The following is a 24,706-nucleotide window of genomic DNA, read 5'->3' as shown; positions in this document are numbered from 1 at the left end:
CAGCCTGTTTTCAGGCAAAGGCGATCTCGTCGTCGACCAGGGTGCCGGTAATGGTCGAGCCGGGCACGAAGCGTCCCGACAGGATCAACTGTGCCAGCGGGTTTTCGATCCAGCGCTGGATGGCACGCTTGAGTGGCCGTGCGCCATACACCGGGTCGTAGCCGACCGCGATCAGCTTGTCGAGCGCCTCGGGGCTCAGCACCAGGTTCAGCTCGCGCTCGGCCAGGCGACTCAGCAGGCGGCTCAGCTGGATCTGGGTAATGCCGGCAATCTGCTCGCGACCCAGCGGCTCGAAGATCACCACCTCGTCGATGCGGTTGATGAACTCCGGCCGGAAGTGCGTGCCCACCGCGTCCATGACCGCCGCCCGCTGGGCCTCACGATCACCGACCAGCTCCTGGATCTGCGCCGACCCCAGGTTGGAGGTCATGACGATCACCGTATTGCGGAAATCCACCGTGCGTCCGTGGCTGTCGGTCAGGCGGCCGTCTTCGAGCACTTGCAGCAGGATGTTGAACACATCGCTGTGCGCCTTCTCGACCTCGTCCAGCAGGATCACCGCATACGGCTTGCGCCGCACGGCCTCGGTCAGGTAACCGCCCTCTTCATAACCGACATAGCCCGGCGGAGCACCGATCAGCCGCGCCACGGAGTGTTTCTCCATGAACTCGGACATGTCGATGCGCACCATCGCCTCTTCGGTGTCGAACAGGAACTCCGCCAGCGCCTTGCACAGCTCGGTCTTGCCCACGCCGGTAGGGCCCAGGAACATGAACGAGCCGCTGGGGCGATTCGGGTCCGACAACCCCGCACGCGAGCGCCGCACGGCATTGGCCACCGCGATCACCGCTTCGTCCTGGCCGATCACCCGCTGGTGCAGCAGCCCTTCCATCTTCAACAGCTTCTCGCGCTCGCCTTCAAGCATCTTCGCCACCGGGATACCAGTCCACTTGGACACCACCTCGGCGATTTCTTCCTCGGTCACGCGGCTGCGCAGCAACTGGTTTTCCGGCTTGCCGTGCTGGTCGACCATCTGCAGGCTGCGCTCCAGGTCGGGGATGATCCCGTACTGCAATTCAGCCATGCGGTTCAGGTCGCCACGCCGACGTGCGGCCTCCAGTTCCTGACGCGATTGCTCGATCTTCTGCTGGATCTGCGCGGAGCCGGTGACTTCGGCTTTTTCCGAGGTCCAGATTTCTTCAAGGTCGGCGTATTCGCGCTCCAGGCGCTCGATCTCGACCTGCAGTTTTTCCAGGCGCTTGATCGCGGCTTCGTCGTCTTCCTTCTTGAGCGCTTGCGATTCAACCTTCAACTGGATCAGGCGGCGCTCCAGACGGTCCAGCACTTCGGGCTTGGAGTCGATTTCCATGCGAATGCGGCTGGCTGCTTCGTCGATCAGGTCGATGGCCTTGTCAGGCAACTGCCGGTCAGTGATGTAGCGGTGGCTGAGCTTGGCGGCGGCAATGATCGCGCCGTCGGTAATTGCCACCTTGTGGTGCACCTCATAGCGCTCTTTAAGGCCGCGCAGGATCGCGATGGTGTCTTCTTCGCTGGGTTCTTCGACCAGCACCTTCTGGAAGCGTCGCTCAAGCGCCGCGTCCTTCTCTATATATTGGCGGTACTCATTGAGCGTGGTCGCGCCGACGCAGTGCAGCTCGCCGCGCGCCAGGGCCGGCTTGAGCATGTTGCCGGCGTCCATCGAGCCCTCGCCCTTGCCGGCACCAACCATGGTGTGCAGCTCGTCGATGAACAGGATGATCTGGCCTTCCTGCTTGCCCAGTTCGTTGAGCAGCGACTTGAGGCGCTCTTCGAACTCGCCGCGGAACTTGGCGCCGGCAATCAGCGCGCCCATGTCCAGTGACAGCAGGCGCTTGCCGCGCAGGCCGTCGGGCACTTCGCCATTGATGATGCGCTGCGCCAGGCCCTCGGCAATGGCGGTCTTGCCCACGCCAGGCTCGCCGATCAACACCGGGTTGTTCTTGGTGCGGCGCTGCAACACCTGGATGGTGCGGCGGATTTCATCGTCGCGGCCGATCACCGGGTCAAGCTTGCCCTCCTCGGCACGCTTGGTCAGGTCGATGGTGTACTTGTCCAGCGCCTGGCGCGATTCCTCGACATTGGGGTCGTTGACCGCATTGCCGCCGCGCAGGTTATTGATGGCGTTTTCCAGGGCTTTCTTGCTGACGCCCTGGCCGAGCAGCAGTTTGCCGATCTTGCTGTTTTCATCCATGGCCGCCAGCAGCACCAGCTCGCTGGAAATGAACTGGTCGCCCTTCTGCTGCGCCAGGCGGTCGGCCTGGTTGAGCAGGCGCGCCATGTCCTGCGACATATTTACATCGCCGGTCGGGTTCTGGATTTTCGGCAAGGCGTCAAGCTCCTTGCCCAGTTCCTTGCGCAGGCTATTGATGTCAAAGCCAACCTGCATGAGCAGCGGCTTGATCGAACCGCCCTGCTGTTCAAGCAGTGCGTGCAATAAATGAGGGGGCTCAATGGCCGGATGATCGAAACCGACCGCCAACGACTGGGCATCGGATAACGCTAATTGAAGCTTGCTGGTCAATCTGTCGATACGCATTAGTCACCTTCCTTTTGAGCAGGCCGGAGCAATGAACACACCTATAAAGAAAACCTGCTGGATTACCCGTTAGATGCGGACAATTCTGGCGGTTTCAAGTGACAGACCGTTGATACAGATCAGGCCGGGCTGATCCAGATCAAGGAAGCGAAGCGGCCGGTGCGCGCGGCACGGCGGTAGGAAAAGAACCGTTCGTCGGTAAAGGTATCGAAACCGCCGCCGTAGACGGCCTGGATGCCGTGCGCGGCCAGGCGCAGGCGCGCCAGGGCGTAGAGATCGGCCATGCAGCGCCCGGCATTGATGCTGGGTACGAAAGCAGCGGCTGTTTCAGGATGGGTCGACAGGAAGGCTTCACGCACTTCGTCACCCACTTCGAAGGACGGCTGGCCGATGGCCGGCCCCAGCCACACCAGGACATCGTCCGGCGCACTCTGCAGGCTGTCGGCCGTGGCTTCCAGGACACCGGCGGCCAGGCCGCGCCAGCCGGCATGCGCAGCGGCCACGCGGGTGCCGGCACGGTTGCAGAACAGGGCCGGCAGGCAATCGGCAGTCATGATGGTACAGGCGACCCCCGGGGTGTCGCTCCAGCTGGCATCGGCCTCGTCGACCCGGGCCGGATCAGCGTGTGCCACGACCACACCATGCACCTGCCGCAGCCAGGCCGGCTGCACGTTCAGGTGCGAGGTCAGGTGCAGGCGATTGCCGGCCACGGCCACAGGGTCGTCCTGGACATGGTCGCCCAGGTTGAAGCGGTCGAACGGGGCCAGGCTGGCACCGCCGGCCCGCGTGGTGACGCAGGCCCGCACGCAGGCCGGTGCCGGCCACTCGGGCGTCAGCCAGTCGCTTGTCACCCGACGAATGCCTCGCGGTCCTGCTTGAGCAGCGACAGCAGCCAGACGAAGTCTTCAGGCAACGGCGATTCCCAGCGCATGCGCTGGCCGGTCACCGGATGATCCAGCTCCAGGAAGCGGGCGTGCAGCGCCTGACGCGGGAAAGTCTTGAGCGACTCGACCAGGGTCTGGCTGGCGGCCGGCGGGATGCGGAAGCGTCCACCGTAGGCCGGATCGCCGATCAACGGGAAGTTGATATGCGCCATGTGCACGCGAATCTGGTGGGTACGGCCGGTTTCCAGCTTGACCCGCACATGGGTGTGGGAGCGGAAACGGTCGAGCACCCGGTAGTGACTGACCGCCGGCTTGCCGTTGTCCATCACCGCCATGCGCTGGCGCTGCTGGCCGTGACGGCCGATCGGGGCATCGATCTTGCCACCGGCGGTGACCACGCCGATCACGATGCACTCGTAGATGCGGCTGACGGTACGGCCCTGCAACTGGTTGACCAGTTGGGTCTGGGCCTGCAGCGTCTTGGCCACCACCATCAGACCGGTGGTGTCCTTGTCGAGGCGGTGCACGATGCCGGCGCGCGGCACGTTGACGATGTCGGGCACGTGGTGCAGCAAGGCATTGAGCAGCGTGCCGTCGGCATGACCGGCGGCCGGATGGACCACCAGACCGGCGGGCTTGTTGATGACCAGGATCTGATCGTCTTCATAGACGATGTCCAGAGCGATGTCCTGGGCGATCCACTCGCCCTGGGCTTCCTGCTCGGCAGTCAATTGCAGAATGGAGCCGCCGTAGACGAGGTCGCGCGGACGCAAGACGTTGCCGTCGACCGTCAGACGGCCGTCCTTGATCCAGGTGACAAGGCGCGAACGCGAGTATTCGGCAAACAATTGGGCGGCGACTTGATCGAGGCGTTGACCACCCGATTCGGACGGTACCTCTGCGCTTAGTTCTATATTTTCGGACATGGCCAGACTGGAAGGCGGCTAGCCTTTGGTTTCGGCAGCGCGCTTGTGGTTAAATACGGCGTCTTTTGCCCCGACAGTTTTCGCGGGGCGCTCATCATAACAGGACGGCCCCGCCCAAGACAGCAGGCCGTTATAGGACGCAAGCCGCCATGCAAGTGAAACACCTGCTGCTGATCGCCATCCTCGCAACCACTGCGGCCTGCTCGTCGAAGGAAGTCATTGACGAGAACCTCAGCGAAGTCGAGCTGTACCAGCAGGCGCAGAACGACCTGGGGAACAACAGCTATAACAGCGCCACCGAGAAGCTCAAGGCACTGGAATCGCGTTACCCGTTCGGCCGCTACGCCGACCAGGCCCAGCTCGAGCTGATCTATGCGAACTACAAGAACGGTGAACCGGAAGCGGCCAAGTCGGCTGCCGAGCGTTTCATTCGCCTGCACCCTGAGCACCCCAACGTCGACTACGCCTACTACATGCGCGGCCTGACCTCCTTCGACCAGGACGTGGGCCTGCTGGCGCGCTTCCTGCCGCTGGACCAGACCAAGCGCGACCCGGGCGCGGCGCGTGACTCGTTCAACGAGTTCGCCCAGTTGACCAGCCGTTACCCCAACAGCCGTTACTCGCCTGATGCCAAGCAGCGCATGATCTACCTGCGCAACCTGCTGGCGTCCTACGAAATCCACGTGGCCGACTACTACCTGACCCGTCAGGCCTATGTCGCGGCGGCCAACCGTGGCCGTTATGTAGTGGAAAACTTCCAGGAAACCCCTTCGGTCGGTGACGGCCTGGCGGTGATGGTCGAGTCTTACCAGCGCCTGCACCTGGACGACCTGGCGGCCACCAGCCTGGAAGTGCTCAAGGCCAACTACCCCAACCACCCGCAACTCGAAGATGGCGAGTTCACCCCGCGTGAGCCCGAGGCCGACAACCGTTCGTTTCTGTCCAAGGCAACGCTGGGCATGATCGGCAGCAGCGCTCCGCTGCCACCGGGTGAAACCCGCGCCAACCAGGACATCGTGCGTCAGTACCAGGACGCCAAGTCGGCCATCCCGAAAGAGCTGCTGCCGGAAAACCAGGACGAGCTTGACGAGCAGGCCGAAGAAGCCCAGAAAGCGGCCGGCAAGAAAAGCCGCTCGTGGTTCAGCTACGCCACGTTCGGCCTGTTCGACTAAGGCTGTACGTTGTTGAAAAAGAGGCCTGCGGGCCTCTTTTTTTATCTGCATCATTGCCGCGATGTTACGTCTGTACCGCCGCCGTCGCCGACAAGCCGCCTATCTTCAAAAAAACCTACTGATTTATTGAATATCAAATTCACCGTTGTAGGAGCGCGCTCTGCCCGCGACCGAGTGCGCAGCGCTCGCAAAATTGATGAAACGCCACAAACTCATAGTGAACGCATTCAGAAATCTGCGAAACGCCACAAATTTACGACTGCTAGCGCAGCCGGTCGCGGGCAGAGCGCGCTCCTACAGCGCTGCGCCTTGGCATGCCACCCTGGAGCGGCGCCAAAGCGCAGCGCTGCCCGGCCTTTCCTACTACAATGCCCGCATCTTCCATTTTCAAGCGGTAAACCATGATTCGCCTCCTCCTGTGGGTCGTCCTGATTGCGGCGGCCGTCTGGTTCATCAAGCGCCTGCTCAACCCGCCGCGCCGCAAGCCCGAGCCCCCGGCAGAACCGGTGCCGGCGCCCATGGTGCGTTGCGCCCACTGTGGCGTTCACCTTCCTCGCGACCGTGCCTTGAGCCAGGAACAGCAATGGTTTTGCAGCGAGGCACACCGGCTCCAGGGCCCCGCCTCGCGTGAACACTGAGCCACTTTCGCTCGCCAGCCCGCTTGCGCAACGGATCCTGCGGCTCTACCACCTGTACCGCCTGACCATCGGCATCATGCTGGTGCTGCTGGTGTCCACCGACCTGGACACCGAGCTGCTGCAAATGGCCAACCCGGACCTGTTCCGGGCCGGATGCTGGATCTACCTGGTGTTCAACATCCTGGTGATCGTGCTGCTGGAACGTCCGCGGCACAAGGCGCAGATGTTCAGCCTGGCGGTGAGCGACGTGGTGCTGCTCTCGGGGCTGTTCTATGCCGGTGGCGGGCCGGCCAGCAGCATCGGCAACCTGCTGATCGCCTCGGTCGCGATCAGCAATATCCTGCTGCGCGGGCGCATCGGCCTGCTGATTGCCGCCATGTCGGCGATCGGCATCATCTACCTGACCTTCTACCTGAGCCTCACCAACAGCAAGACCTCCAACGATTATGTCCAGGCCGGCAGCCTGGGTGCGCTGTGCTTTGCCGCCGCCCTGCTGATGCAGGCCCTGACCGCACGCCTGCAGGTCAGCGAGGGGCTGGCCGAACAACGCGCCGCCGATGTGGATAACCTCGAAGAACTCAACGGCCTGATCCTGCAACGCATGCGCACCGGCATCGTGGTGCTCGACGCCAACCGCCGGGTGTTACTGGTCAACCAGAGCGCCTTGACCCTGCTGGGCCATGAACACTTGCTCGGCCAGATGATCGACGACTATTGCCCGCCGCTGGTCGAACGCTTGCGCCACTGGCGCATGAACCCGGTCCGTACCCCGGACAGTTTCCAGACCTCACCGGCCGGTCCCGTGCTGCAAGCCAGTTTCGCCACCCTCAACCGCAGCGACCAGCGCCAGACCCTGGTGTTTCTCGAAGACCTCTCGCAGATCGCGCACCAGGCCCAGCAGCTCAAGCTCGCTGCCCTGGGACGCCTGACCGCCGGCATCGCCCACGAGATCCGCAACCCGCTGGGCGCGGTCAGCCATGCGGTGCAACTGCTCAACGAGTCCGAAGAACTGAGCAACGCCGACCGCCGCCTGGGGCAGATCATTCATGACCAGTCGCGACGCATCAATGGCGTGATTGAAAACGTGCTGCAACTGTCACGCCGACGCGAGTCGGAAACCCAATTGCTGGACCTGGCCAACTGGCTGACGGACTTCATTGCCGAATGGCATGACCGCGCCGCCCCTCATCAGTCTCTGCACAGCGACATCGGCAGCGGCCTTTTGACCACGCGCATGGACGCCGGCCAACTGCAGCAGATCGTCAGCAACCTGGTGGACAACGGTCTGCGCCACAGCGGCCAGGTGCACGCGCAATCACAGGTCTGGCTGCGCCTGTATCACCACCCCGTCAGCGACCTGCCGACCCTGGAAGTGCTGGACGACGGCAACGGTGTGGCCGAGCAGCACCTGGGCAAGGTTTTCGAGCCCTTTTTCACCACGCAAAGCAAAGGCACCGGGCTTGGCCTGTACCTGTCGCGCGAGCTGTGCGAAAGCAACCAGGCACACCTGGACTATTCCGTGCGCCAGGGTGGCGGCAGTTGCCTGCGCATTACCTTCGCCCACCCGTTCAAGTTGAGTTGAGCATGACCCCACGGCAAAAGATCCTGATCGTTGACGATGAGCCGGCCATTGGCGAGCTGCTGGAAATCACCCTGGGCCGAATGAAACTCGACACCCGCAGCGCCCGCTGCGTCAACGAGGCCCGGGACTGGCTCAAGCGCGAACCGTTCGACCTGTGCCTGACCGACATGCGCCTGCCCGACGGCAATGGCCTGGAGCTGGTGCAGCATATCCAGCAGTATTACCCGCAGGTGCCGGTGGCGATGATCACCGCCCACGGCAACCTCGACCTGGCCATTGGCGCGCTCAAGGCCGGGGCCTTCGACTTCCTGACCAAGCCGGTGGACCTGACCCGCCTGCGCGAGCTGGTCAGTGCCGCGCTGCGCCTGCCGGGCAGCGCGCCGCCGGAGCGCAGTATCGACAGCCGCCTGCTGGGCGACTCGCCGCCCATGCGCGCCTTGCGCAAGCAGATCGACAAGCTGGCGCGCAGCCAGGCGCCGATCTACATCAGCGGCGAATCGGGCAGCGGCAAGGAACTGGTGGCTCGCCTGATCCACGAGCAGGGCCCGCGCATCGACAAGCCGTTCGTGCCGGTCAACTGTGGCGCGATTCCGTCGGAATTGATGGAGAGCGAATTCTTCGGCCATCGCAAGGGCAGCTTTACCGGCGCCCATGAAGACAAGCCCGGCCTGTTCCAGGCGGCCAATGGCGGTACGCTGTTTCTCGATGAAGTGGCCGACCTGCCGCTGGGCATGCAGGTCAAGCTGCTGCGTGCCATCCAGGAAAAGTCCGTGCGCAGCATCGGCGGCCAGCAGGAGCAGGTGGTGGACGTGCGCATCCTGTGTGCGACCCACAAGGACCTGAACCTTGAAGTCGGTGCCGGGCGCTTTCGCCAGGATTTGTACTACCGGCTCAATGTCATCGAACTGCGCGTCCCGCCGCTGCGCGAGCGCCGCGAAGACATCGAGACCCTGGCCACCAGCGTCTTGCAGCGCCTGGCCAGCCACTACAGCCAGCCACTGGCCAGGCTGCACCCGCAGGCCCAGGAAACCCTGAAAAACTACCGCTTTCCGGGCAATGTGCGCGAGCTGGAGAACATGCTCGAACGGGCCTATACCCTGTGCGAAAACGACCAGATCCTGGCCTCCGACCTGCGCCTGGCCGACAGCGCCACCGCCCAGGAAGGTGACGCGCACAGCCTGGCAAGCATCGACAACCTGGAAGACTACCTGGAGAGCATCGAGCGCAAGCTGATCCTCCAGGCCCTGGAAGAAACCCGCTGGAACCGCACCGCCGCCGCCCAGCGCCTGAGCCTGTCATTCCGTTCGATGCGTTACCGCCTCAAGAAGCTGGGGCTGGATTGATGCCAATCGGCTCGCTCAAGGGCACTGCGCCCTCATCAAAAAATAACTTACTGATATTAAATTCACCGCTGTAGGAGCGCGCTCTGCCCGCGACCGAGTGCGAAGCGCTCGCAAAATCGGCGAAACGCCACAAATTTACGACTGTTAACCCATCAGGAATCTACGAAACGCCACAAATTTACGACTGCTAACGCAGCCGGTCGCGGGCAAGCGCGCTCCTACAGGTGTGAATTTTATAGTCAATAAAATCAATAAGTTATTTTATGTTTGATGAGAGCGGTGCCAGGCGCCTATACGCGGCCGGCCGGCGCGTACGGTGCCGGGTCGATGATCGGCGTACGCCCCAGCAGCAGGTCACTCAGCAACTGGCACGACGCCGGCGCCAGCACCAGGCCGTTGCGGAAATGCCCGCAGTTGAGCCACAGCCCGGCGAAGCCCGGCAGCTCGCCGATAAACGGAATGCCCTCTGGCGAACCCGGCCGCAGTCCGGCCCAGTGGCCGACGATGTCCGCGTCGGCCAGCGCCGGCAGCAGGTCGATGGCCGAGGCTCTGAGGCTGGCCTGTGCCACCTCGGTCGGGGTCTTGTCGAAGCCTTCGTATTCCAGCGTGCTGCCCACCAGAATATGCCCGTCACGGCGCGGGATCGCGTAACGCCCCTTGGCCAGCACCATGCTCGGCAAAAAGTCCGCCGCGCACTTGAACAGGATCATCTGGCCCTTGACCGGCGCCACCGGCAGCTCGACCCCCAAGGGCTTGAGCAACTCGCCGCTCCAGGCCCCGGCGGCCAGCACCACCCGCTCGCTGTGGATAACCCCTTGGGCCGTGGCCACGCCCAGGACCTTGCCGTGTGCGTGCACCAGCCCGGTGACCTGGCACTGCTCGCGAATCTCCACGCCCGGCATGGCCTGCAAGGCAGCCTTGAGGGATTTGACCAGCCGCGGATTACGCACGTTGGCCACATCGTTCATGTAGATGGCCCGCGTGTAGCCAGGGCCCAACGCCGGCACTGCGTCGTGCACCGCCGACACATCGACCCGGCTCAGCGGCCGCTGCTCACGCACCGCCCAGGCCAGCGCCTGCTCTTCATCGTCCAGGTCGAGCCAGTACAGGCCGGTGGTGTGCACTTCCGGGTCCAGCCCGGTCTGCGCATGCAGGCGCTCGCCCAGCTGTGGATAAAAATCCTGCGACCAGTGCGCCAGCGCGGTAACCGCCGCGCTGTAGCGCCACGGGTACAGCGGCGAAACGATACCGCCCCCGGCCCAGGACGACTCGCGCCCCAGCTCGGTACGCTCCAGCAGCATGACAGATTGCCCTTCGCGGGCCAGGTTCCAGGCAGTCAGCAGGCCGATCACGCCGCCGCCGATGATCACTATGGGTTGCTCGGGCATCTTGGTCTCAGGTCGAATCGAAAAATCAGCGGCTCCAGCATTCCTTGGGCGTCATGCCGGTGGCCCCAGGGTTGGTGCGGGCGCCGGTGTTGGTCAGGGTAAACACACCGCACTTGTCGTTCAGCATTACACCCTTGCCGGTGGCGGCCAGGCTGAAATCCTGGGCATTGAGCACCGCGACAATGCCGTACTGATCATTCCCCCCTGAAATGGACGGCCCCGGCGCCGGGGTGTTGTAGGCCCCGTTTCTCGAATACCAGCGCTCCAGCACCTGCGCCTGCTCACTCAGCAGGCTGGCAATTGCCGCCCGGTGCGTGCGCTTCACGTATTCGGTGTAGCTCGGGTAGGCGATGGCGGCCAGAATACCGACAATCGCCACCACAATCATGAGTTCGATCAAGGTAAAACCACGGTTTTTGATAGGCATGCGTGCTCCTGGCTATTGGATCTGTCGCCACATGATGCGTTGATAGGTATTGGCAGGCCCTGGCGGCTCGATCAGCCTCTCGGTATTCGTACCGACAATCACGTAGCGGTTGTCATTGACGCCACCACTGCCGGCAATGTAAGCCGCCAGTACCGGAATACCGCCACCAAACCCCTTGCCGGCCACCAGTCCGTCCAGGCCGTTCAAGCGTTCATCGCCATTGGTGTCGAGCACCGGATAACTGAGCATCGCCCCATTGGCCGCATCCAGCTCGAACAGGCGGCCGGTGCCGGTGCTCTCACAAGGGTCGGTCGAGTTGACCGCCGCGGTGGTGAAAATGATCCGGCCCCGCGTATTCTGCGCCGGGTAAATGATCCGTTCGCCCAGATAAGGCGCGGCGGTGGCCAGTGGCATGTACCAGCCCTTGCGCGACGTCCAGTCCACCGTATTGGTGGTGGAGGTGAAGTAGGTTGCATTGCTGCCGGTGACCGAACCGCTGATGTTCTGCACCTGCAGATTGCCCTCGACAATGTTGCCCGTGCCCGCGCTGGCATCCCAGATGGCATAGAACGCTTGCTGGGCGGTGGTTTGCTTGTCGGCAGTCTCGCTGAACTTGCCGGTGCCGAAATAGATAATCTTGCCGTTCTGCGGGTGGTCGAGCATCAACGGCTGAACCGTGATCGGCTGGGCATCGCCGCGCGGCGCGGTGAACAGCGGCAGCCCATTGAAGGCCAGGCGCCAGCTGCTGGCGGCGGCCGAGCTGAGGTCGAATTTCCACATCCGTCCCTTGAGGTCGCCGGCGTAGGCGGCTTGCACCACATTCTGCGCATTGACCAACAGCCTGACCGACGACAGGCCGTTATCGGTTTCGCCACTGACCACGACCGGTGTCTGGATTTCAGTGATAAAGGCCCCGGTGTTGGCGTTGATCACGTACAGCGAAGCGCGACCGGTGAAGCTGCCATAGCCATTGCCCACGACCATGATGCCGGTGCCATCGGCCATGCGCGCCACTTCGGGCCTGGAATAGGTGTAGCCCAGGTTATTGAAGCGGTTGCTGGTGTCGGCGGCGTCGGGTGCCTTGACTTCCCACAAGGCACTGATGGTGTTGCTGCTGCCCTCGAACAGTTTGATGGCGAAAAAACCCTTGCCGCCTGCACCGGTACCGCCAAAGGCGACTGTTCGCCAGGCAGTACCGGAACCGGCCTGGGTATCGAACACGGCAATCTGGCCGTCGACGGTGAACTTGTGCACGCCCAGGCCATAGTTGGTCGACGCGATCGTCGACAAGGAGGACAAGGCGGTGGACGGCATATACGCGTAACGACGTGTGCCGTCGCCGAGGGCAAGCACATTGAAGAAGCCATCGTTGGCGTTGACCAGCAGGCTGCTGGTCATGCTGCTGGCCTTGGTATTCAGGTAACTGTTGTAGGTCGCATCACCCACCAGGTCGGTGGCGGTCTTGTCGCTGCCCATGGCCGCAATCAATGGTGAGTTGATAATGTCACCCAGCAGGCGGGTCCGGGTGCGCAGGCTGGCATTGGCCGTGCCCTTGGTCCAGTTGATCAGGTTCGCGCCGGTCACTCCGGTGGGCAGGCTGGTGTTGAGGACCGCCTGCTGGGCCGGGGCAAAGTTGTTGTAGTCCAGGCTGATACGGGCCGGTGTCGCGCCGGTGCTCCAGGACTCGAAGGTCGGCGCCGCGGTGGTGCTGGTAATGGTCGTGTCCGTCGTCCAGGCGACGCTGCCGACGGCACCGGTGCTGGGATTGAGGTTGAAGGCGCGGACAGTGCCGCGCCAGTCAACCGGGTCATACAGCGTCTGGTAAAAGCGGCTGTCGCCTTGCAGGGTCGAGGTGTTGGCGGCACCACCGCCACCGGAGCTGGCCTTGGCATAGATATCACTCAGTGCCAGGTTCAGCGCCGTATTCAGCCCGGCACTGTCATTGGCCTGAAAGTACAGGCCACGGCCATGATCGCTGTCGGCCGCATCGATCAGCATCTGGTTATCCAGGGTAAAGCCGATGGCATAGGTGTTCATGTTCTGCGTCGGAAAACCCGCGGTGTCCCAGCTCTTGCCGGTCAGGTCGCCGGCAGGGGTGCGCGAGTTCTTGCGCATGTCGATGTCGTAGGCGAACTTGGCGATGTCATCGAGGTACAGGGTGTCACCCTCCCCGTCCCCCCCAAGATTGGGACCATCGTTAAGCCTCCCGTCCCAATTGGGCAGCAAGCGGCTTGGGTCGTCCGGGTCATTGGTGGGAAAGGTGCGGTCATAGGTGGGCAGGCCGTCGGTGATCACCACGCCGTAGTTTTTCTGGCAGCGGTACTGGATCGGGCTGGTGAAGGTCGTTGGCGAGCCGGTGTAGGCCGGCGATGGCGCCAGGCCGCGCATGTAGCGGGTCACCTGGTAGTAGGTCTCGGCCAGTGGTGTGTTGGCCTCGGCCTTGATGCCGGAGATGGCCGTGCGCAGGCTGGTGTAGTTGGCATCGGCCGTCTGCTGGCTGATGGCGCTCTGGTAGGTCGTGGCGGCCATTGGCGACAGGTCGGCAATCGGCTGGATGATCTTGCCGCCCGGGCCTGGATCACCGCTGATGGGTGGATTGTAGCCGGCCAGCCCGATGCGCAGGGCGCGGTTGTTCTGCACCAGGTTCAGCGCCACGGAGATGGCCGTGGTCAGGCGGCTCTGGGTCGGGATGCCCGAGACACTGCGTCCGGCATTGAGCTCGGCCATCAGGTAAGCCAGGTAGTTGATCGGGTAGCGGGTGTCGCCGGAACCGGCCGGGTCGGCCAGCGCCACGCAGACGACAGTCGAATTCAGCAATGAGGCGTTGCGATAGAAGGCATACGAGCCGTTGTTGCAGTTGCCCCGGCTCAGGCTGGCGAGAAATACATAGTCGGCCGTGCCATTGCTGATCGGCTCGGCCGAATAACTGCACAGGAACAGAAAGCAGTTGTAATTGGCCTTGGAGACCGGCCCCCAGTTGGTCGCAGGGTTATACCCCGGCGCGGTCAGGATAGTGTCCATACTGCCGGAGTTATCCACTTGCAGCATGACGTTGGGCGTGACGGCAGACGAGCTGAGCAGCGGCACCTGCGAGGGGTTGAATGCGTAGGCCGGCGCCGCCAGGTACAAGGCCAGCAGTGCACCGCAACCGAGTTTCAAGCCATGGCGCAGCGCCCTAGCAATTGGCATAGATGCTCTCCAGGACCGTGCGCGAGTTTCCATTGATGGCCACCGCCGTCACCCGGTACATCGTGACCACCCCCGAGCCAGGACACGTGGCCGGCCGTTTGATCGGCGTGTTCGTGGTGCCCAGCTTCTGAATGCCGTACAGCCCCTCATCGACTCTGATCCAGTTCACTCCCGACGTGGCATTGACGCCTGGCCCTGTCACGCTGGTCGATTCGGCAGGCGGTGCACACGCAACGGTCCCGGTGCATTGGGCCAGGTTGAAGCCACTGACAATGGTCGACTCGCCCCGGCGCAAGACCGCTTCGGCGGCCTGAAAAGATTTATTACGCTGGCCGACACTGCCGGCCATTTTTTCCTGCAACGTGGCGTTCTGCATCGAGGAGATGCCCAGCATCGTCAACAGCAGCAGAAACACCAGGCTGACCAGCAGCACCATGCCGCGCTGGCAGGCGGCAAAGGTGGGCGCGGTACGCAACGGCAAATTCTTCATTGCATCCGGCCTCTTCAAAAACGATTGCGCAGGTACGCGACTACGGAATAGGGCTGATCCTCGGCGCGGCCCTCGGGGTCCCTCAGCACAAGGCTGAGGCGCACACTGCGGATCTTCGAGGCGTTAGCTGCGGTGATGACATTGGTATAGCTCATCGGATTGCCGGTAACGCCGAAAAATACGTCGAATGCCTCGACGTTCTGCAGCAAGGGCTGCCCATTGAGGGACAAAGTGCGGTTGCTGTAGCTGTACACCAGTTGACGCAACGGGAAGGCCGTCTGCCCGGCTGCAGGTGCGCGTGCGCCTGAGTAGAGCTGGGCACCGGTCTGGCAATCCGACAGGATCGTCCAAGTGGGCGCGGTGCCGGCAGTACCAATATCGGCGGTGATCAGCGTCAGGGTCTTGGTGGTGTTATTCCACAGTATTGATTCATTCAGTTCTGCCGGACGGGCAAAATACAGGCAGCCATACATCTCGGTCATGCGCAATTCCTGAATCATCTTGCTCAGCACGAAGCGGGCATCTTCCTGCATGCGCGCGGCGGCGTTCTGGCTCAGGAAGGTGGCCCGCGACGAGGTGAATATCTGGATGACGCCCAGGCTGACCACCAGCCCCAGTACCAGCGCGACCATGATTTCGACCAGGCCGAAGCCCTGGCTGGTCCGCCTCATGGGTTGACCCCGACCCGTGAACTGAGCACAAAGGAGCCCTGATTAGTGGTGGCCGGTGCCTGCCCGGCGGCAAGCGCGGCGGCACTGTCAGCGCGGGTTTCGTCCCAGACAATGGTAATGGTCACCACCGGTCTGTCGATCAAGATCCTGCTGTTGGCCCCGGCGGTGGTGCCGGCAAAGGCCTCGATATTTCTCTTGAAATCCATCAGGTCCTGGTCGCGCACACTGGTGCCGGACGTGGGGGCAGCGCTCAGGCTGGCCAGGGCATAGGTCGCCAGCACATTGGCCGACCCATTTTCAGTGGCATTGCCATCCACATTGGCACGTATGCGGTCGAGCATGTCATAGGCGATGAAGCTGGCCTGGCTGGCCATGGTCGAGCTGTCGGTGTATTTCAGGGCATTGATCTGGATGGCCGCCGCCCCCAGCAGGCCGATGGCCAGGACCAGCAGCGAGACCAGCACCTCGATCAGCGTCATGCCGGCCTGGGTACATCGGGGGGTGCGATTCATGGGCAGCTTCCATTCAAGATTCGTCCAGTCAGGCAAATCCCCAGCGTCTTGGTGATCGTGCCGCGCGTGTAGGTCATGGTCACGTTGGCGCCAGGCGTCGACAGGCCACCCAGATTATTGAATTCGAGGGCCGCCACATTGCCGGTGCCCAGCGTGGCACCGCCAGACATGGCCTCTACCTTGCGCAAGACCGTGGGGCTGGTGACTGACGCATCGCTAGCGCGAATGACCAGCAACCCTGAAGTCCAGTCGCCTGCCGTGACAGGTGCAATACGCATGGTCACCCCGCGGTTGATCGCTTCCAACCGCGCATAGTTAAGCGCATGTTGCAGGTCACCCACCTCGGTATCAGCCCGGTTGCCCTGCATTGTCTGGGTAAAACTGGGCATGGCAACGGCGGCCAGTATGCCCACGATCGACACAGTGATTAACAGTTCGACGAGGCTGAACCCCTTGGTTGCATCGCGCATTGGGTGTCTCCTTGACGTAACGACTATAAAGCCGCTGCAACATGGGACCACTCTAGAGGGATATACGGTCCTTTGGCCATGACGAGTGTAGGAAATGTACTTCCAGGGAGGGAGAACTGATGAAAGAGCGCGGTTTTACGCTGGTAGAGCTGATGGTCGGCATGGCCATGGTGGCGATCCTGACCCAGGCGGCTGTACCGCAGCTGAGCCAGATGCTACAGGCCCAGCAGCGCCTGGCGGCGGCGCGGGAGCTGGCCAGCGGCATCCGCTCGGCCAGGGTCGCGGCCATTACCCGCCACCAGGCGGTCAGTATCCAGGCAATCGATGAGGACTGGAGCCAGGGCTGGCGCATCGTCGTCGAACAAAAGGGCATCGCCCCGAACGACGCGTTGCTGGTCGAGCGCATGCTCGACGGCAAGGTGCGCATCGTCGGCAACAGCAAGGTTGCGCAAAAGCTCAGTTTCGGTGGGTTGGGCGGCCTGCTCGGGGCGGGCAACGGCACCTTGTTCGTGTGCCTGAACGACCGCCCGGCCAGCCACTACCAGGTGGTGGTGGCCGTGACCGGGCAGGTGCGGGTCATCGAGCAGCAGGCCAGTCAGGCCTACTGCGTTTGACGCCTCAGGCGCACCTCAGGTCAGCGACTTGACGCGCAGTTCCTTGGGCATCGAGAAGGTGACGTTTTCCGGGCGACCAATCAGCTCTTCGGCGCCGGTCGCGCCCCAGGCATGCAACTGCTCGATCACGCCACGCACCAGCACTTCGGGAGCCGAGGCGCCGGCGGTGATGCCGATGCGGGTCACGCCGTCGAACCAGCTGCGTTGCAGGTCCTGGGCGCCGTCGATGAGGTAGGCCGGCGTGGCCATGCGCTCGGCCAGTTCACGCAGGCGATTGGAGTTGGAGCTGTTGGGGCTGCCCACCACCAGCACCACTTCGCAGTCGTCGGCCAGTTGCTTGACCGCATCCTGGCGGTTTTGCGTGGCGTAGCAGATGTCGTCCTTGCGCGGTCCGCCAATGGCCGGAAAGCGCGTGCGCAGCGCGTCGATGACGCGGCTGGTGTCGTCCATCGACAGCGTGGTCTGGGTCACGAAGGCCAGGCGCTCGGGGTCGCGCACCTGCAGGTTGGCAACGTCCTCTTCGTCCTCGACCAGGTAGATCGAGCCGCCATTGCTGGCGTCGTACTGGCCCATGGTGCCTTCGACTTCCGGGTGGCCTTCGTGGCCGATCAGGATGCATTCGCGCCCGTCGCGGCTGTACTTGGCCACCTCGATGTGCACCTTGGTCACCAGCGGACAGGTGGCGTCGAAGACTTTCAGGCCGCGCCCGGCCGCCTCGTTGCGCACCGCCTGGGAGACGCCGTGGGCACTGAAGATGACGATGACGTCGTCCGGCACCTGATCAAGCTCCTCGACGAAGATCGCGCCACGCGAGCGCAGGTCTTCGACGACGAATTTGTTGTGGACCACTTCATGACGCACGTAAATCGGCGGGCCGAACACTTCCAGGGCACGATTGACGATTTCGATCGCACGGTCCACACCGGCGCAGAAGCCGCGGGGGTTGGCGAGTTTGATGTGCATGCTGTGCCTCGTATTGTGGGGCTGATCACCGGTGTAGGAGCGCGCTTGCCGGAATGCCGGACCACCGCGACCGAGTGCGCAGCGCTCGCAAAATTGATGAAACGCCGCAAATTTACGGCCTGGAATCTGCGAAACGCCGCAAATTTACGGCTTGGAATCTGCGAAACGCCGCAAATTTACGGCCTGGCATCTGCGAAACGCCGCAAATTTACGGCCTGAAATCTGCGAAACGCCGCAAATTTACGACTGCTAACGCAGCCGGTCGCGGGCAGAGCGCGCTCCTACGTCAGGCCAGCGGCGGGTCAGGCGTTCAATGCCGTCACGTCGAAGATTTGCACTTCGAATTCCAGCGTCTTGCCGGCCAGCGGGTGGTTGAAGTCGATGGTCACCTGTTGATCGTCGAACGCTTTGACCACACCGGGCAATTCGGTGTTCGCGGCATCGTTGAAGATCACCAACAGGCCCTCGGACAGCTCCATGCCCTCGAACTGCGAGCGTGGCATGATCTGCACGTTTTGCGGGTTGGGCTGACCAAAGGCGTTTTCCGGCAGGATCTGCACGCTGCGGTGATCGCCGGCCTTGAAGCCGAAGATCGCCATCTCAAAGCCCGGCAACAGGTTGCCGTCGCCGACCTTGAAGGTCGCCGGCGACTTGTCGAAGGTGCTGTCTACGGTGTCGCCGTTTTCCAGGCGCAGGGCAAAGTGCAGGGTGACCTGAGTGTTCTGGCCAATGCGCTGTTCGCTTGCCGAATATTCAGTCATGAACGGCCTCTCCGGTTTTCTTGCTCTTGAACATGTCCAGCGCCAGCATCACCGCGCCGACGCTGATGGCGCTGTCGGCCACGTTGAACGCCGGGAAGTACCAGCGGTTCTGCCAGTGCACCAGGATGAAATCGATCACATGGCCCAGCACGACGCGGTCGTACAGGTTGCCAAGTGCCCCGCCCAGCACCAGGGCCAGCGCAATCGCCAGCCAGGTGTCGTCACGCCCCAGGCGCTTGAGCCAGACCACCAGCACGCCACTGACCACGATGGCGATCAGGGCGAACAGCCAGCGCTGCCAGCCGGCGCCGTCCGCCAGGAAGCTGAAGGCGGCGCCGGTGTTGTAGGCCAGGGTCCAGCTGAAGTAGTCCGGAATGACGATGATCTGCTGGTACAGGTTCAGCGAGTGCTCGAAGTAGTACTTGCTGGCCTGGTCAATGACCAGGACCAGCAGCGTCAACCACAACCAGCCCAGGCGGCCGAAACGGCCACCGGGTGCCGACAGGCTGTCATCACGCATAGTGACGCACCTCGCCGGCGCCGCTGATGTTGTCCGCACAGCGGTTGCAGATCAGCGGATGGTCGGCATGGCTGCCCACGTCTTCGCGATGATGCCAGCAACGGGCGCACTTGGCGTGGGCCGACTTGACCACCTTGAGCTTCAGGCCCGCCACCTCGGTGACCACCGCATCGGCCGGGGCCGACAGCAGCGGCGCCACAGTGGCCGTGGAGGTGATCAGCACGAAACGCAGCTCGTTGCCCAGCTTGTTCAGGTCGGCGACCAGCGCGTCTTCGGCATACAGGGTCACTTCGGCCTGCAGGTTGCCGCCAATGGCCTTGGCCGCGCGCAGGTTTTCCATTTCCTTGTTCACGGCCGTCTTCACCGCCATGACCCGCTCCCAGTAGGCACGGTCCAGCTCGAAGCCTTCCGGCAGTTCGCTCAGGCCCTGGTACCAGGTGTTGAGCATCACCGATTCGTTGCGCTCACCCGGCAGGAACTGCCACAGCTCGTCGGCGGTGAACGCCAGGATCGGCGCGATCCAGCGCACCAGCGCCTCGCTGATGTGGAACAGCGCGGTCTGGCAGGAACGCCGTGCGGTGCTGTTGGCACCGGTGGTGTACTGGCGGTCCTTGATGATGTCCAGGTAGAAGCCGCCCAGCTCCTGCACGCAGAAGTTGTGGATCTTCGAGTAGACGTTCCAGAAACGGTATTCGCTGTAGTGCTCTTCCAGCTCGCGCTGCAGCAGCAGGGTGCGGTCCACGGCCCAGCGGTCCAGCGCCAGCATTTCTTCGGCCGGCAGCAGGTCGGTGGCCGGGTTGAAACCGGTCAGGTTCGACAGCAGGAAGCGGGCGGTATTGCGGATCCGCCGGTAGGCGTCGGCGCTGCGCTGCAGGATCTGGTCGGAGACCGCCATTTCGCCGGAGTAGTCGGTGGCCGAGACCCACAGGCGCATGATGTCGGCGCCCAGCGTGTCGTTGACCTTCTGTGGCTCGATGGTGTTACCCAGCGACTTCGACATCTTGTGACCCTTTTCATCGACGGTGAAGCCGTGGGTCAGCAGTTCGCGGTAAGGGGCATGGTTGTCGATGGCGCAACCGGTCAGCAACGAGGAGTGGAACCAGCCGCGGTGCTGGTCGGAGCCTTCCAGGTACAGGTCGGCACGCGGGCCGCTGTCGTGGCCGATGTCGTGCGAGCCGCGCAAGACGTGCCAGTGCGTGGTGCCGGAGTCGAACCAGACGTCCAGGGTGTCGCTGATCTTGTCGTACTGGGCCGCTTCGTCACCGAGCAGTTCGGCCGCATCCAGCTTGAACCAGGCCTCGATGCCTGCTTTTTCAATGCGCTGGGCGACTTCTTCCATCAGCTCGACGGTGCGTGGGTGCAGCTCGCCGCTTTCCTTGTGCAGGAAGAACGGGATCGGCACGCCCCAGTTGCGCTGGCGCGAGATGCACCAGTCCGGGCGGTTGGCGATCATCGAATGCAGGCGTGCCTGGCCCCAGGCCGGCACGAATCTGGTCTCTTCGATTGCCTTGAGGGCACGGTTGCGCAGGGTGTCGCCGGCGGCCGGCGGCTTGTCCATGCCGACGAACCACTGCGCGGTGGCGCGGTAGATCAAGGGCGACTTGTGGCGCCAGCAGTGCATGTAGCTGTGACTGATGGTTTCGGTGTGCAGCAGGCTGCCCACTTCGGCCAGCTTGTCGATGATGTTCTGGTTGGCCTTGAAGATGAACTGGCCGCCAAAGAACTCCAGCGACTCGACGTACACGCCGTTGCTCTGCACGGGGCTGAGGATGTCATCGTTGCTCATGCCGTACTGCTTGCAGATGTTGAAGTCGTCCAGGCCATAGGCCGGGGCGCTGTGGACAACACCGGTGCCGGCCCCCAGCTCGACGTAGTCGGCCACGTACAGCGGCGACAGGCGGTCGTAGAACGGGTGACGGAAGTTGATCAGCTCCAGCGCCTTGCCGGTGGCGGTGGCAATCACCGAACCTTCGAGCGTGTAGCGCGCCAGGCACGAGGCGACCAGCTCTTCGGCCAGGATCAGCAAGCGGTCACCGACATCGACCAGTGCGTAGGTGAACTCGGGGTGCACGTTCAGTGCCTGGTTGGCCGGGATGGTCCACGGGGTGGTGGTCCAGATCACGATGGCGGCCGGCTTGGGCAGCGCGGCCAGGCCAAAGGCGGCGGCCAGCTTCGCGTCATCGGCAACCGGGAAGGCCACGTCGATGGTCGAGGATTTCTTGTCCTGGTATTCGACTTCTGCTTCGGCCAGGGCCGAACCGCAATCGAAGCACCAGTTGACCGGCTTGAGACCCTTGAACACGAAACCGCCCTTGACCATCTCGGCCAGGGCACGGACTTCACCGGCCTCGTTGGCAAAGTTCATGGTCAGGTACGGGTTGTCCCAGTCGCCCAGCACGCCCAGGCGGATGAACTCGGCCTTCTGGCCCTCGATCTGCTCGGCAGCGTAGGCACGGCACAGCTCGCGGGTCTTGTCGGCGGACAGGTTCTTGCCGTGGGTGACTTCGACCTTGTGCTCGATCGGCAGGCCGTGGCAATCCCAGCCCGGCACGTACGGGGCGTCGAAGCCGGCCAGGGTCTTGGAGCGCACGATCATGTCCTTGAGGATCTTGTTCAGTGCGTGACCGATGTGAATCTTGCCATTGGCATAGGGCGGGCCGTCGTGCAGGACGAACTTGGGACGGTCCTTGCCAATTTCACGCAGCTTCTGGTACAGGCCAATGCTGTCCCAGCGCTGCAGGGTCTGCGGCTCGCGCTGGGGCAGGCCGGCCTTCATCGGGAAGGCGGTGTCCGGAAGATTAAGCGTGGCTTTGTAGTCGGTCATTTCAGGCTCTTGGTTAGCGGTTGGCCATGCCAGTGGGCACGGGCGGCGGCGACGTCCGCATTGATCGCCGTCTTGAGCGCCTCGAGCGAGGCGAAACGCTGCTCATCGCGCAGCTTGTGGTGGAAGACCACCGTCAAACGCCGGCCATAGAGATCACCGGCAAAATCCAGAAGGTGCACCTCGAGGTGGGCGCTACCATCACCGGCCACGGTCGGGCGCACGCCGATATTGGCTACCCCCGCCCATGTCTGGCCATCAATGTGTGTGCTGACCAGATAGACCCCGCTCAAGGGCACGCGGCGGCGCTTGAGCTGCACATTGGCGGTGGGGGTCCCCAGTTGGCGGGCCAGCTTCTGGCCATGCAAAACCCGCCCGGCAATCGCGAACGGGCGACCGAGCAAGCGCTCGGCCAGGACGAAGTCCGAGGCCGCCAGGGCCTTGCGCACCTTGGTACTGCTGACGCGCACGCCGTCTATCTCGACGGTCTGCGCCGCCTCGACGGTAAAACCGTGGGCAGCACCGACCTGTTGCAGAAAGTCGAAATCGCCCTTGCGGTCGTAGCCGAAGCGGAAATCGTCGCCGACCTCAAGGTGCTTTACGCCCAGGCCGTCGATCAGGATGGTGTCGACGAAGGCGGCGGCATCAAGCCGGCTCAGGCGCTGGTTGAACGACAGGCACAGTACCCGGTCGACGCCCTCGGCGCGCAGCAGCTCGATCTTGTCGCGCAGGCGTGCCAGACGCGCAGGCGCTGTCTCGGGGGCGAAGAATTCACGCGGCTGCGGCTCGAAGATCACCACGCAGCTGGGCACGCCCAGTTCGACCGCCCGCTCACGCAGACGCGCCAGGATGGCCTGGTGGCCGCGGTGAACCCCGTCGAAGTTGCCAATCGTGGCGACGCAGCCCCGGTGCTGGGGGCGCAGATTGTGGAGGCCTCTAACCAGCTGCATAACGCGCTTCTTGCTCATAAAGTGGCCGATTATACCCAGACAAACGCACGGACGACAGGTAATGACGATCAGTAGGAGCGCGCTTGCCCGCGACCGGCTGCGTTAGCAGTCGTAAATTTTCAGCGTCTATACAATTTTTGCGAGCGCTAACGCACTCGGTCGCGGTGGTCCGGCATTCCGGCAAGCGCGCTCCTACAGGCCGATCGCCTTGCGGGCGAAATCCTTGAGGCGAAAGCCCAGCAACAGCAGCATGGCAAAGTAAATCACCACCCCGGCCACCACCAGCCCGCCCAGGCGTACAAAGCGCTCCAGCATACCGCCCTGATCCCAGGCCGGCATGAAATGCATCAGGCCCAGCAGCCCGGCCGACATCACTCCGGCGGCCAGGCACAGCTTGAACAGGAACTTCGCCCAGCCCGGCTGCGGCTGGAACAGGTCCTGGCGGCGCAACTGCCAGAACAGCAGGCCGGCGTTGATGATCGCCCCGACACTGATCGCCAGGGCTAGGCCCGCATGCTGCAACGGCCCGATAAAAGCCAGGTTGAGCAATTGCGTGACGACCAGGGTGAAGACTGCGATCTTCACCGGCGTGCGGATGTTCTGCTGGGCATAGAAGCCCGGCGCCAGCACCTTGATCAGGATCAGGCCCAGCAAGCCGACCGAATAGGCCACCAGCGCCTGCTGGGTCATGGCCGCATCATGGGCGTCGAACCGGCCGTACTGGAACAGCGACACGGTCAACGGCTCGGCCAGCAGGCCCAGCGCCAGGGTGCACGGCAGGACCAGCACAAAACACAGGCGCAGGCCCCAGTCGAGGATGCGCGAGTACTCGTGGCGGTCCTTGTCGGCGTAGGTCCTGGCCAGGGTTGGCAGCAGGATGGTGCCCAGTGCCACGCCCAGCACGCCGGACGGCAGCTCCATCAGGCGGTCGGCGTAGTACATCCACGACACCGAGCCGGCTACCAGAAACGAGGCGAAGATGGTGTTGATGATCAGCGAAATCTGGCTGACCGACACACCGAGAATGGCCGGCAGCATCTGCCGCATCACCCGCCATACGCCCGAATCGCGCAGGTTCAGGCGCGGCAGCACCAGCATGCCGATCTTTTTCAGGTGCGGCAGCTGGTAAAGCAGTTGCAGCAGCCCGCCGACCAGCACCGCCCAGCCCAGCGCCATGATGGGCGGGTCGAAGTACGGAATCAGGAACAGCGAGAAGCCGATCATGCTGACGTTGAGCAACGTCGGCACAAAGGCTGGCACGGCAAAGCGGTTCCAGGTATTGAGGATCGCACCGGCCAGCGACGACAGGGAAATCAGCAATATATAAGGAAAGGTCACCCGCAGCAGGTCGCTGGTCAGCGCGAATTTTTCCGGGGTATCGGCAAAGCCCGGCGCCGTGGCCCAGATGATCCAGGGCGCAAAGACCACGCCCAGCAGGGTGATCAGCGCCAGGGCCAGGGTCAGCAAGCCCGAGACATAGGCCACGAAGGTACGGGTCGCTTCCTCGCCCTGCTGTTGCTTGTACTCGGCCAGGATCGGCACGAATGCCTGGGAGAACGCCCCCTCGGCAAAGATGCGCCGCAGCAGGTTGGGCAGCTTGAAGGCGATGAAGAAGGCGTCGGTCGCCATGCCGGCGCCAAAGGCCCGGGCGATGATGGTATCGCGCACGAAGCCCAGGATTCGGGACACCATGGTGATGGAGCTGACAGCAGCCAGTGACTTGAGCAGGTTCATTGAAAAAGTTACGCGCCTCGACCTAACGACTCATGCATGCAATACTCCGCGCCCCAAACGGGCCCGAAGCCAAAGT

General features: G+C 63.2%; 21 protein-coding genes. 5 read left to right on the top strand and 16 right to left on the bottom strand.

Going from position 1 to position 24,706, the window contains the following annotated elements; all coding sequences use genetic code 11:
• Window positions 1–10: 10 nt before the first annotated feature.
• From clpB to rluD, 3 genes are all read right to left on the bottom strand, one after another.
• On the bottom strand, window positions 11–2,575 hold the full coding sequence (clpB, locus tag ASF84_RS27020; RefSeq protein ID WP_056841969.1) for an ATP-dependent chaperone ClpB: 2,565 nt from the start codon (window positions 2,573–2,575) through the stop codon (window positions 11–13).
• 119 nt (window positions 2,576–2,694) lie between these two features.
• Window positions 2,695–3,426 carry a peptidoglycan editing factor PgeF gene (pgeF, locus tag ASF84_RS27015; RefSeq protein ID WP_056841968.1) on the bottom strand — a complete coding sequence of 244 codons (732 nt, stop codon included), beginning with the start codon at window positions 3,424–3,426 and terminating at the stop codon, window positions 2,695–2,697.
• A complete protein-coding gene (gene rluD, locus ASF84_RS27010; RefSeq protein ID WP_056841967.1) occupies window positions 3,423–4,385 on the bottom strand; it encodes a 23S rRNA pseudouridine(1911/1915/1917) synthase RluD in 963 nt (320 codons plus the stop codon). The genes pgeF and rluD overlap by 4 nt, the downstream gene beginning before the upstream one ends.
• A gap of 149 nt (window positions 4,386–4,534) precedes the next feature.
• On the opposite strand from rluD, the gene ASF84_RS27005 reads away from it, so the two are divergent.
• From ASF84_RS27005 to ASF84_RS26990, 4 genes are all read left to right on the top strand, one after another.
• Window positions 4,535–5,557 (top strand): outer membrane protein assembly factor BamD, encoded by a 1,023-nt coding sequence (locus ASF84_RS27005; protein WP_056841966.1) that lies wholly within the window; start codon window positions 4,535–4,537, stop codon window positions 5,555–5,557.
• Window positions 5,558–5,958: 401 nt separating this feature from the next.
• On the top strand, window positions 5,959–6,195 hold the full coding sequence (locus ASF84_RS27000; protein WP_056841965.1) for a PP0621 family protein: 237 nt from the start codon (window positions 5,959–5,961) through the stop codon (window positions 6,193–6,195).
• A complete protein-coding gene (locus ASF84_RS26995) occupies window positions 6,185–7,777 on the top strand; it encodes a two-component system sensor histidine kinase NtrB (RefSeq protein WP_056841964.1) in 1,593 nt (530 codons plus the stop codon). The genes ASF84_RS27000 and ASF84_RS26995 overlap by 11 nt, the downstream gene beginning before the upstream one ends.
• A gap of 2 nt (window positions 7,778–7,779) precedes the next feature.
• Window positions 7,780–9,120 (top strand): sigma-54-dependent transcriptional regulator, encoded by a 1,341-nt coding sequence (locus ASF84_RS26990; protein ID WP_056841963.1) that lies wholly within the window; start codon window positions 7,780–7,782, stop codon window positions 9,118–9,120.
• A 290-nt stretch (window positions 9,121–9,410) separates the two neighbouring features.
• On the opposite strand, the gene thiO is transcribed toward ASF84_RS26990, so the two are convergent.
• The 7 genes from thiO to ASF84_RS26955 are packed head-to-tail and all read right to left on the bottom strand — an operon-like array spanning window position 9,411 to window position 16,267.
• Window positions 9,411–10,508, bottom strand: coding sequence for a glycine oxidase ThiO (gene thiO, locus ASF84_RS26985; RefSeq protein ID WP_056841962.1), 1,098 nt, complete (start codon window positions 10,506–10,508; stop codon window positions 9,411–9,413).
• A 25-nt stretch (window positions 10,509–10,533) separates the two neighbouring features.
• Window positions 10,534–10,935 carry a type IV pilin protein gene (locus ASF84_RS26980; protein WP_056841961.1) on the bottom strand — a complete coding sequence of 134 codons (402 nt, stop codon included), beginning with the start codon at window positions 10,933–10,935 and terminating at the stop codon, window positions 10,534–10,536.
• A 12-nt stretch (window positions 10,936–10,947) separates the two neighbouring features.
• Window positions 10,948–14,124, bottom strand: a complete 3,177-nt coding sequence (locus tag ASF84_RS26975) for a pilus assembly protein (protein WP_056841960.1) — start codon at window positions 14,122–14,124, stop codon at window positions 10,948–10,950.
• On the bottom strand, window positions 14,111–14,614 hold the full coding sequence (locus ASF84_RS26970; protein ID WP_056841959.1) for a pilus assembly PilX family protein: 504 nt from the start codon (window positions 14,612–14,614) through the stop codon (window positions 14,111–14,113). Before ASF84_RS26970 ends, ASF84_RS26975 begins: the two co-directional genes overlap by 14 nt.
• Before the next feature lie 14 nt (window positions 14,615–14,628).
• The gene (locus ASF84_RS26965; protein WP_056841958.1) at window positions 14,629–15,285 is read right to left on the bottom strand and encodes a PilW family protein; all 657 of its coding nucleotides are present in this window, start codon (window positions 15,283–15,285) and stop codon (window positions 14,629–14,631) included.
• Window positions 15,282–15,797: a type IV pilus modification protein PilV gene (gene pilV, locus ASF84_RS26960; protein WP_056841957.1), complete on the bottom strand. Its 516-nt coding sequence runs from the start codon at window positions 15,795–15,797 to the stop codon at window positions 15,282–15,284. The genes ASF84_RS26965 and pilV overlap by 4 nt, the downstream gene beginning before the upstream one ends.
• Window positions 15,794–16,267 (bottom strand): GspH/FimT family pseudopilin, encoded by a 474-nt coding sequence (locus ASF84_RS26955; protein WP_056841956.1) that lies wholly within the window; start codon window positions 16,265–16,267, stop codon window positions 15,794–15,796. The genes pilV and ASF84_RS26955 overlap by 4 nt, the downstream gene beginning before the upstream one ends.
• Before the next feature lie 119 nt (window positions 16,268–16,386).
• Between ASF84_RS26955 and ASF84_RS26950 the strand changes: the two genes are divergently transcribed.
• Entirely contained in the window at window positions 16,387–16,881 is a 495-nt protein-coding gene (locus ASF84_RS26950; RefSeq protein ID WP_056841955.1) for a GspH/FimT family pseudopilin, read from the top strand.
• A 15-nt stretch (window positions 16,882–16,896) separates the two neighbouring features.
• Here the strand turns inward: ASF84_RS26950 and ispH are convergent, their stop codons facing one another.
• The 6 genes from ispH to murJ all read right to left on the bottom strand — a co-directional run bounded on the left by ispH (window position 16,897) and on the right by murJ (window position 24,630).
• Window positions 16,897–17,844, bottom strand: coding sequence for a 4-hydroxy-3-methylbut-2-enyl diphosphate reductase (gene ispH / locus ASF84_RS26945; protein ID WP_056841954.1), 948 nt, complete (start codon window positions 17,842–17,844; stop codon window positions 16,897–16,899).
• Window positions 17,845–18,146: 302 nt separating this feature from the next.
• A complete protein-coding gene (locus tag ASF84_RS26940) occupies window positions 18,147–18,605 on the bottom strand; it encodes an FKBP-type peptidyl-prolyl cis-trans isomerase (RefSeq protein WP_056841953.1) in 459 nt (152 codons plus the stop codon).
• A complete protein-coding gene (gene lspA, locus ASF84_RS26935) occupies window positions 18,598–19,125 on the bottom strand; it encodes a signal peptidase II (RefSeq protein WP_056841952.1) in 528 nt (175 codons plus the stop codon). The genes ASF84_RS26940 and lspA overlap by 8 nt, the downstream gene beginning before the upstream one ends.
• Window positions 19,118–21,949, bottom strand: a complete 2,832-nt coding sequence (ileS, locus tag ASF84_RS26930) for an isoleucine--tRNA ligase (RefSeq protein ID WP_056841951.1) — start codon at window positions 21,947–21,949, stop codon at window positions 19,118–19,120. The genes lspA and ileS overlap by 8 nt, the downstream gene beginning before the upstream one ends.
• Complete coding sequence (ribF, locus tag ASF84_RS26925) at window positions 21,946–22,896, bottom strand: bifunctional riboflavin kinase/FAD synthetase (RefSeq protein WP_056841950.1); 951 nt, start codon at window positions 22,894–22,896, stop codon at window positions 21,946–21,948. Before ribF ends, ileS begins: the two co-directional genes overlap by 4 nt.
• A 192-nt stretch (window positions 22,897–23,088) precedes the next feature.
• Entirely contained in the window at window positions 23,089–24,630 is a 1,542-nt protein-coding gene (gene murJ / locus ASF84_RS26920; protein WP_056841949.1) for a murein biosynthesis integral membrane protein MurJ, read from the bottom strand.
• Between the last annotated feature and the right edge of the window lie 76 nt (window positions 24,631–24,706).

The organism is Pseudomonas sp. Leaf127, from assembly GCF_001423155.1.
Lineage (GTDB): Bacteria > Pseudomonadota > Gammaproteobacteria > Pseudomonadales > Pseudomonadaceae > Aquipseudomonas > Aquipseudomonas ovata.
This window is presented reverse-complemented; position numbering and strand designations above follow the sequence as displayed.

Coding starts and splice junctions, on each gene's coding strand:
- rluD (WP_056841967.1), bottom strand. CDS start 4,385: ATGTCCGAAAATATAGAACTAAGCGCAGAGGTACCGTCCGAATCGGGT.
- clpB (WP_056841969.1), bottom strand. CDS start 2,575: ATGCGTATCGACAGATTGACCAGCAAGCTTCAATTAGCGTTATCCGAT.
- ASF84_RS26970 (WP_056841959.1), bottom strand. CDS start 14,614: ATGAAGAATTTGCCGTTGCGTACCGCGCCCACCTTTGCCGCCTGCCAG.
- ASF84_RS26940 (WP_056841953.1), bottom strand. CDS start 18,605: ATGACTGAATATTCGGCAAGCGAACAGCGCATTGGCCAGAACACTCAG.
- ASF84_RS26950 (WP_056841955.1), top strand. CDS start 16,387: ATGAAAGAGCGCGGTTTTACGCTGGTAGAGCTGATGGTCGGCATGGCC.
- ASF84_RS27005 (WP_056841966.1), top strand. CDS start 4,535: ATGCAAGTGAAACACCTGCTGCTGATCGCCATCCTCGCAACCACTGCG.
- thiO (WP_056841962.1), bottom strand. CDS start 10,508: ATGCCCGAGCAACCCATAGTGATCATCGGCGGCGGCGTGATCGGCCTG.
- ASF84_RS27000 (WP_056841965.1), top strand. CDS start 5,959: ATGATTCGCCTCCTCCTGTGGGTCGTCCTGATTGCGGCGGCCGTCTGG.
- ribF (WP_056841950.1), bottom strand. CDS start 22,896: ATGCAGCTGGTTAGAGGCCTCCACAATCTGCGCCCCCAGCACCGGGGC.
- murJ (WP_056841949.1), bottom strand. CDS start 24,630: ATGAACCTGCTCAAGTCACTGGCTGCTGTCAGCTCCATCACCATGGTG.
- ASF84_RS26975 (WP_056841960.1), bottom strand. CDS start 14,124: ATGCCAATTGCTAGGGCGCTGCGCCATGGCTTGAAACTCGGTTGCGGT.
- ileS (WP_056841951.1), bottom strand. CDS start 21,949: ATGACCGACTACAAAGCCACGCTTAATCTTCCGGACACCGCCTTCCCG.
- ASF84_RS26980 (WP_056841961.1), bottom strand. CDS start 10,935: ATGCCTATCAAAAACCGTGGTTTTACCTTGATCGAACTCATGATTGTG.
- ispH (WP_056841954.1), bottom strand. CDS start 17,844: ATGCACATCAAACTCGCCAACCCCCGCGGCTTCTGCGCCGGTGTGGAC.
- ASF84_RS26990 (WP_056841963.1), top strand. CDS start 7,780: ATGACCCCACGGCAAAAGATCCTGATCGTTGACGATGAGCCGGCCATT.
- ASF84_RS26965 (WP_056841958.1), bottom strand. CDS start 15,285: ATGAGGCGGACCAGCCAGGGCTTCGGCCTGGTCGAAATCATGGTCGCG.
- lspA (WP_056841952.1), bottom strand. CDS start 19,125: ATGCGTGATGACAGCCTGTCGGCACCCGGTGGCCGTTTCGGCCGCCTG.
- pilV (WP_056841957.1), bottom strand. CDS start 15,797: ATGAATCGCACCCCCCGATGTACCCAGGCCGGCATGACGCTGATCGAG.
- ASF84_RS26955 (WP_056841956.1), bottom strand. CDS start 16,267: ATGCGCGATGCAACCAAGGGGTTCAGCCTCGTCGAACTGTTAATCACT.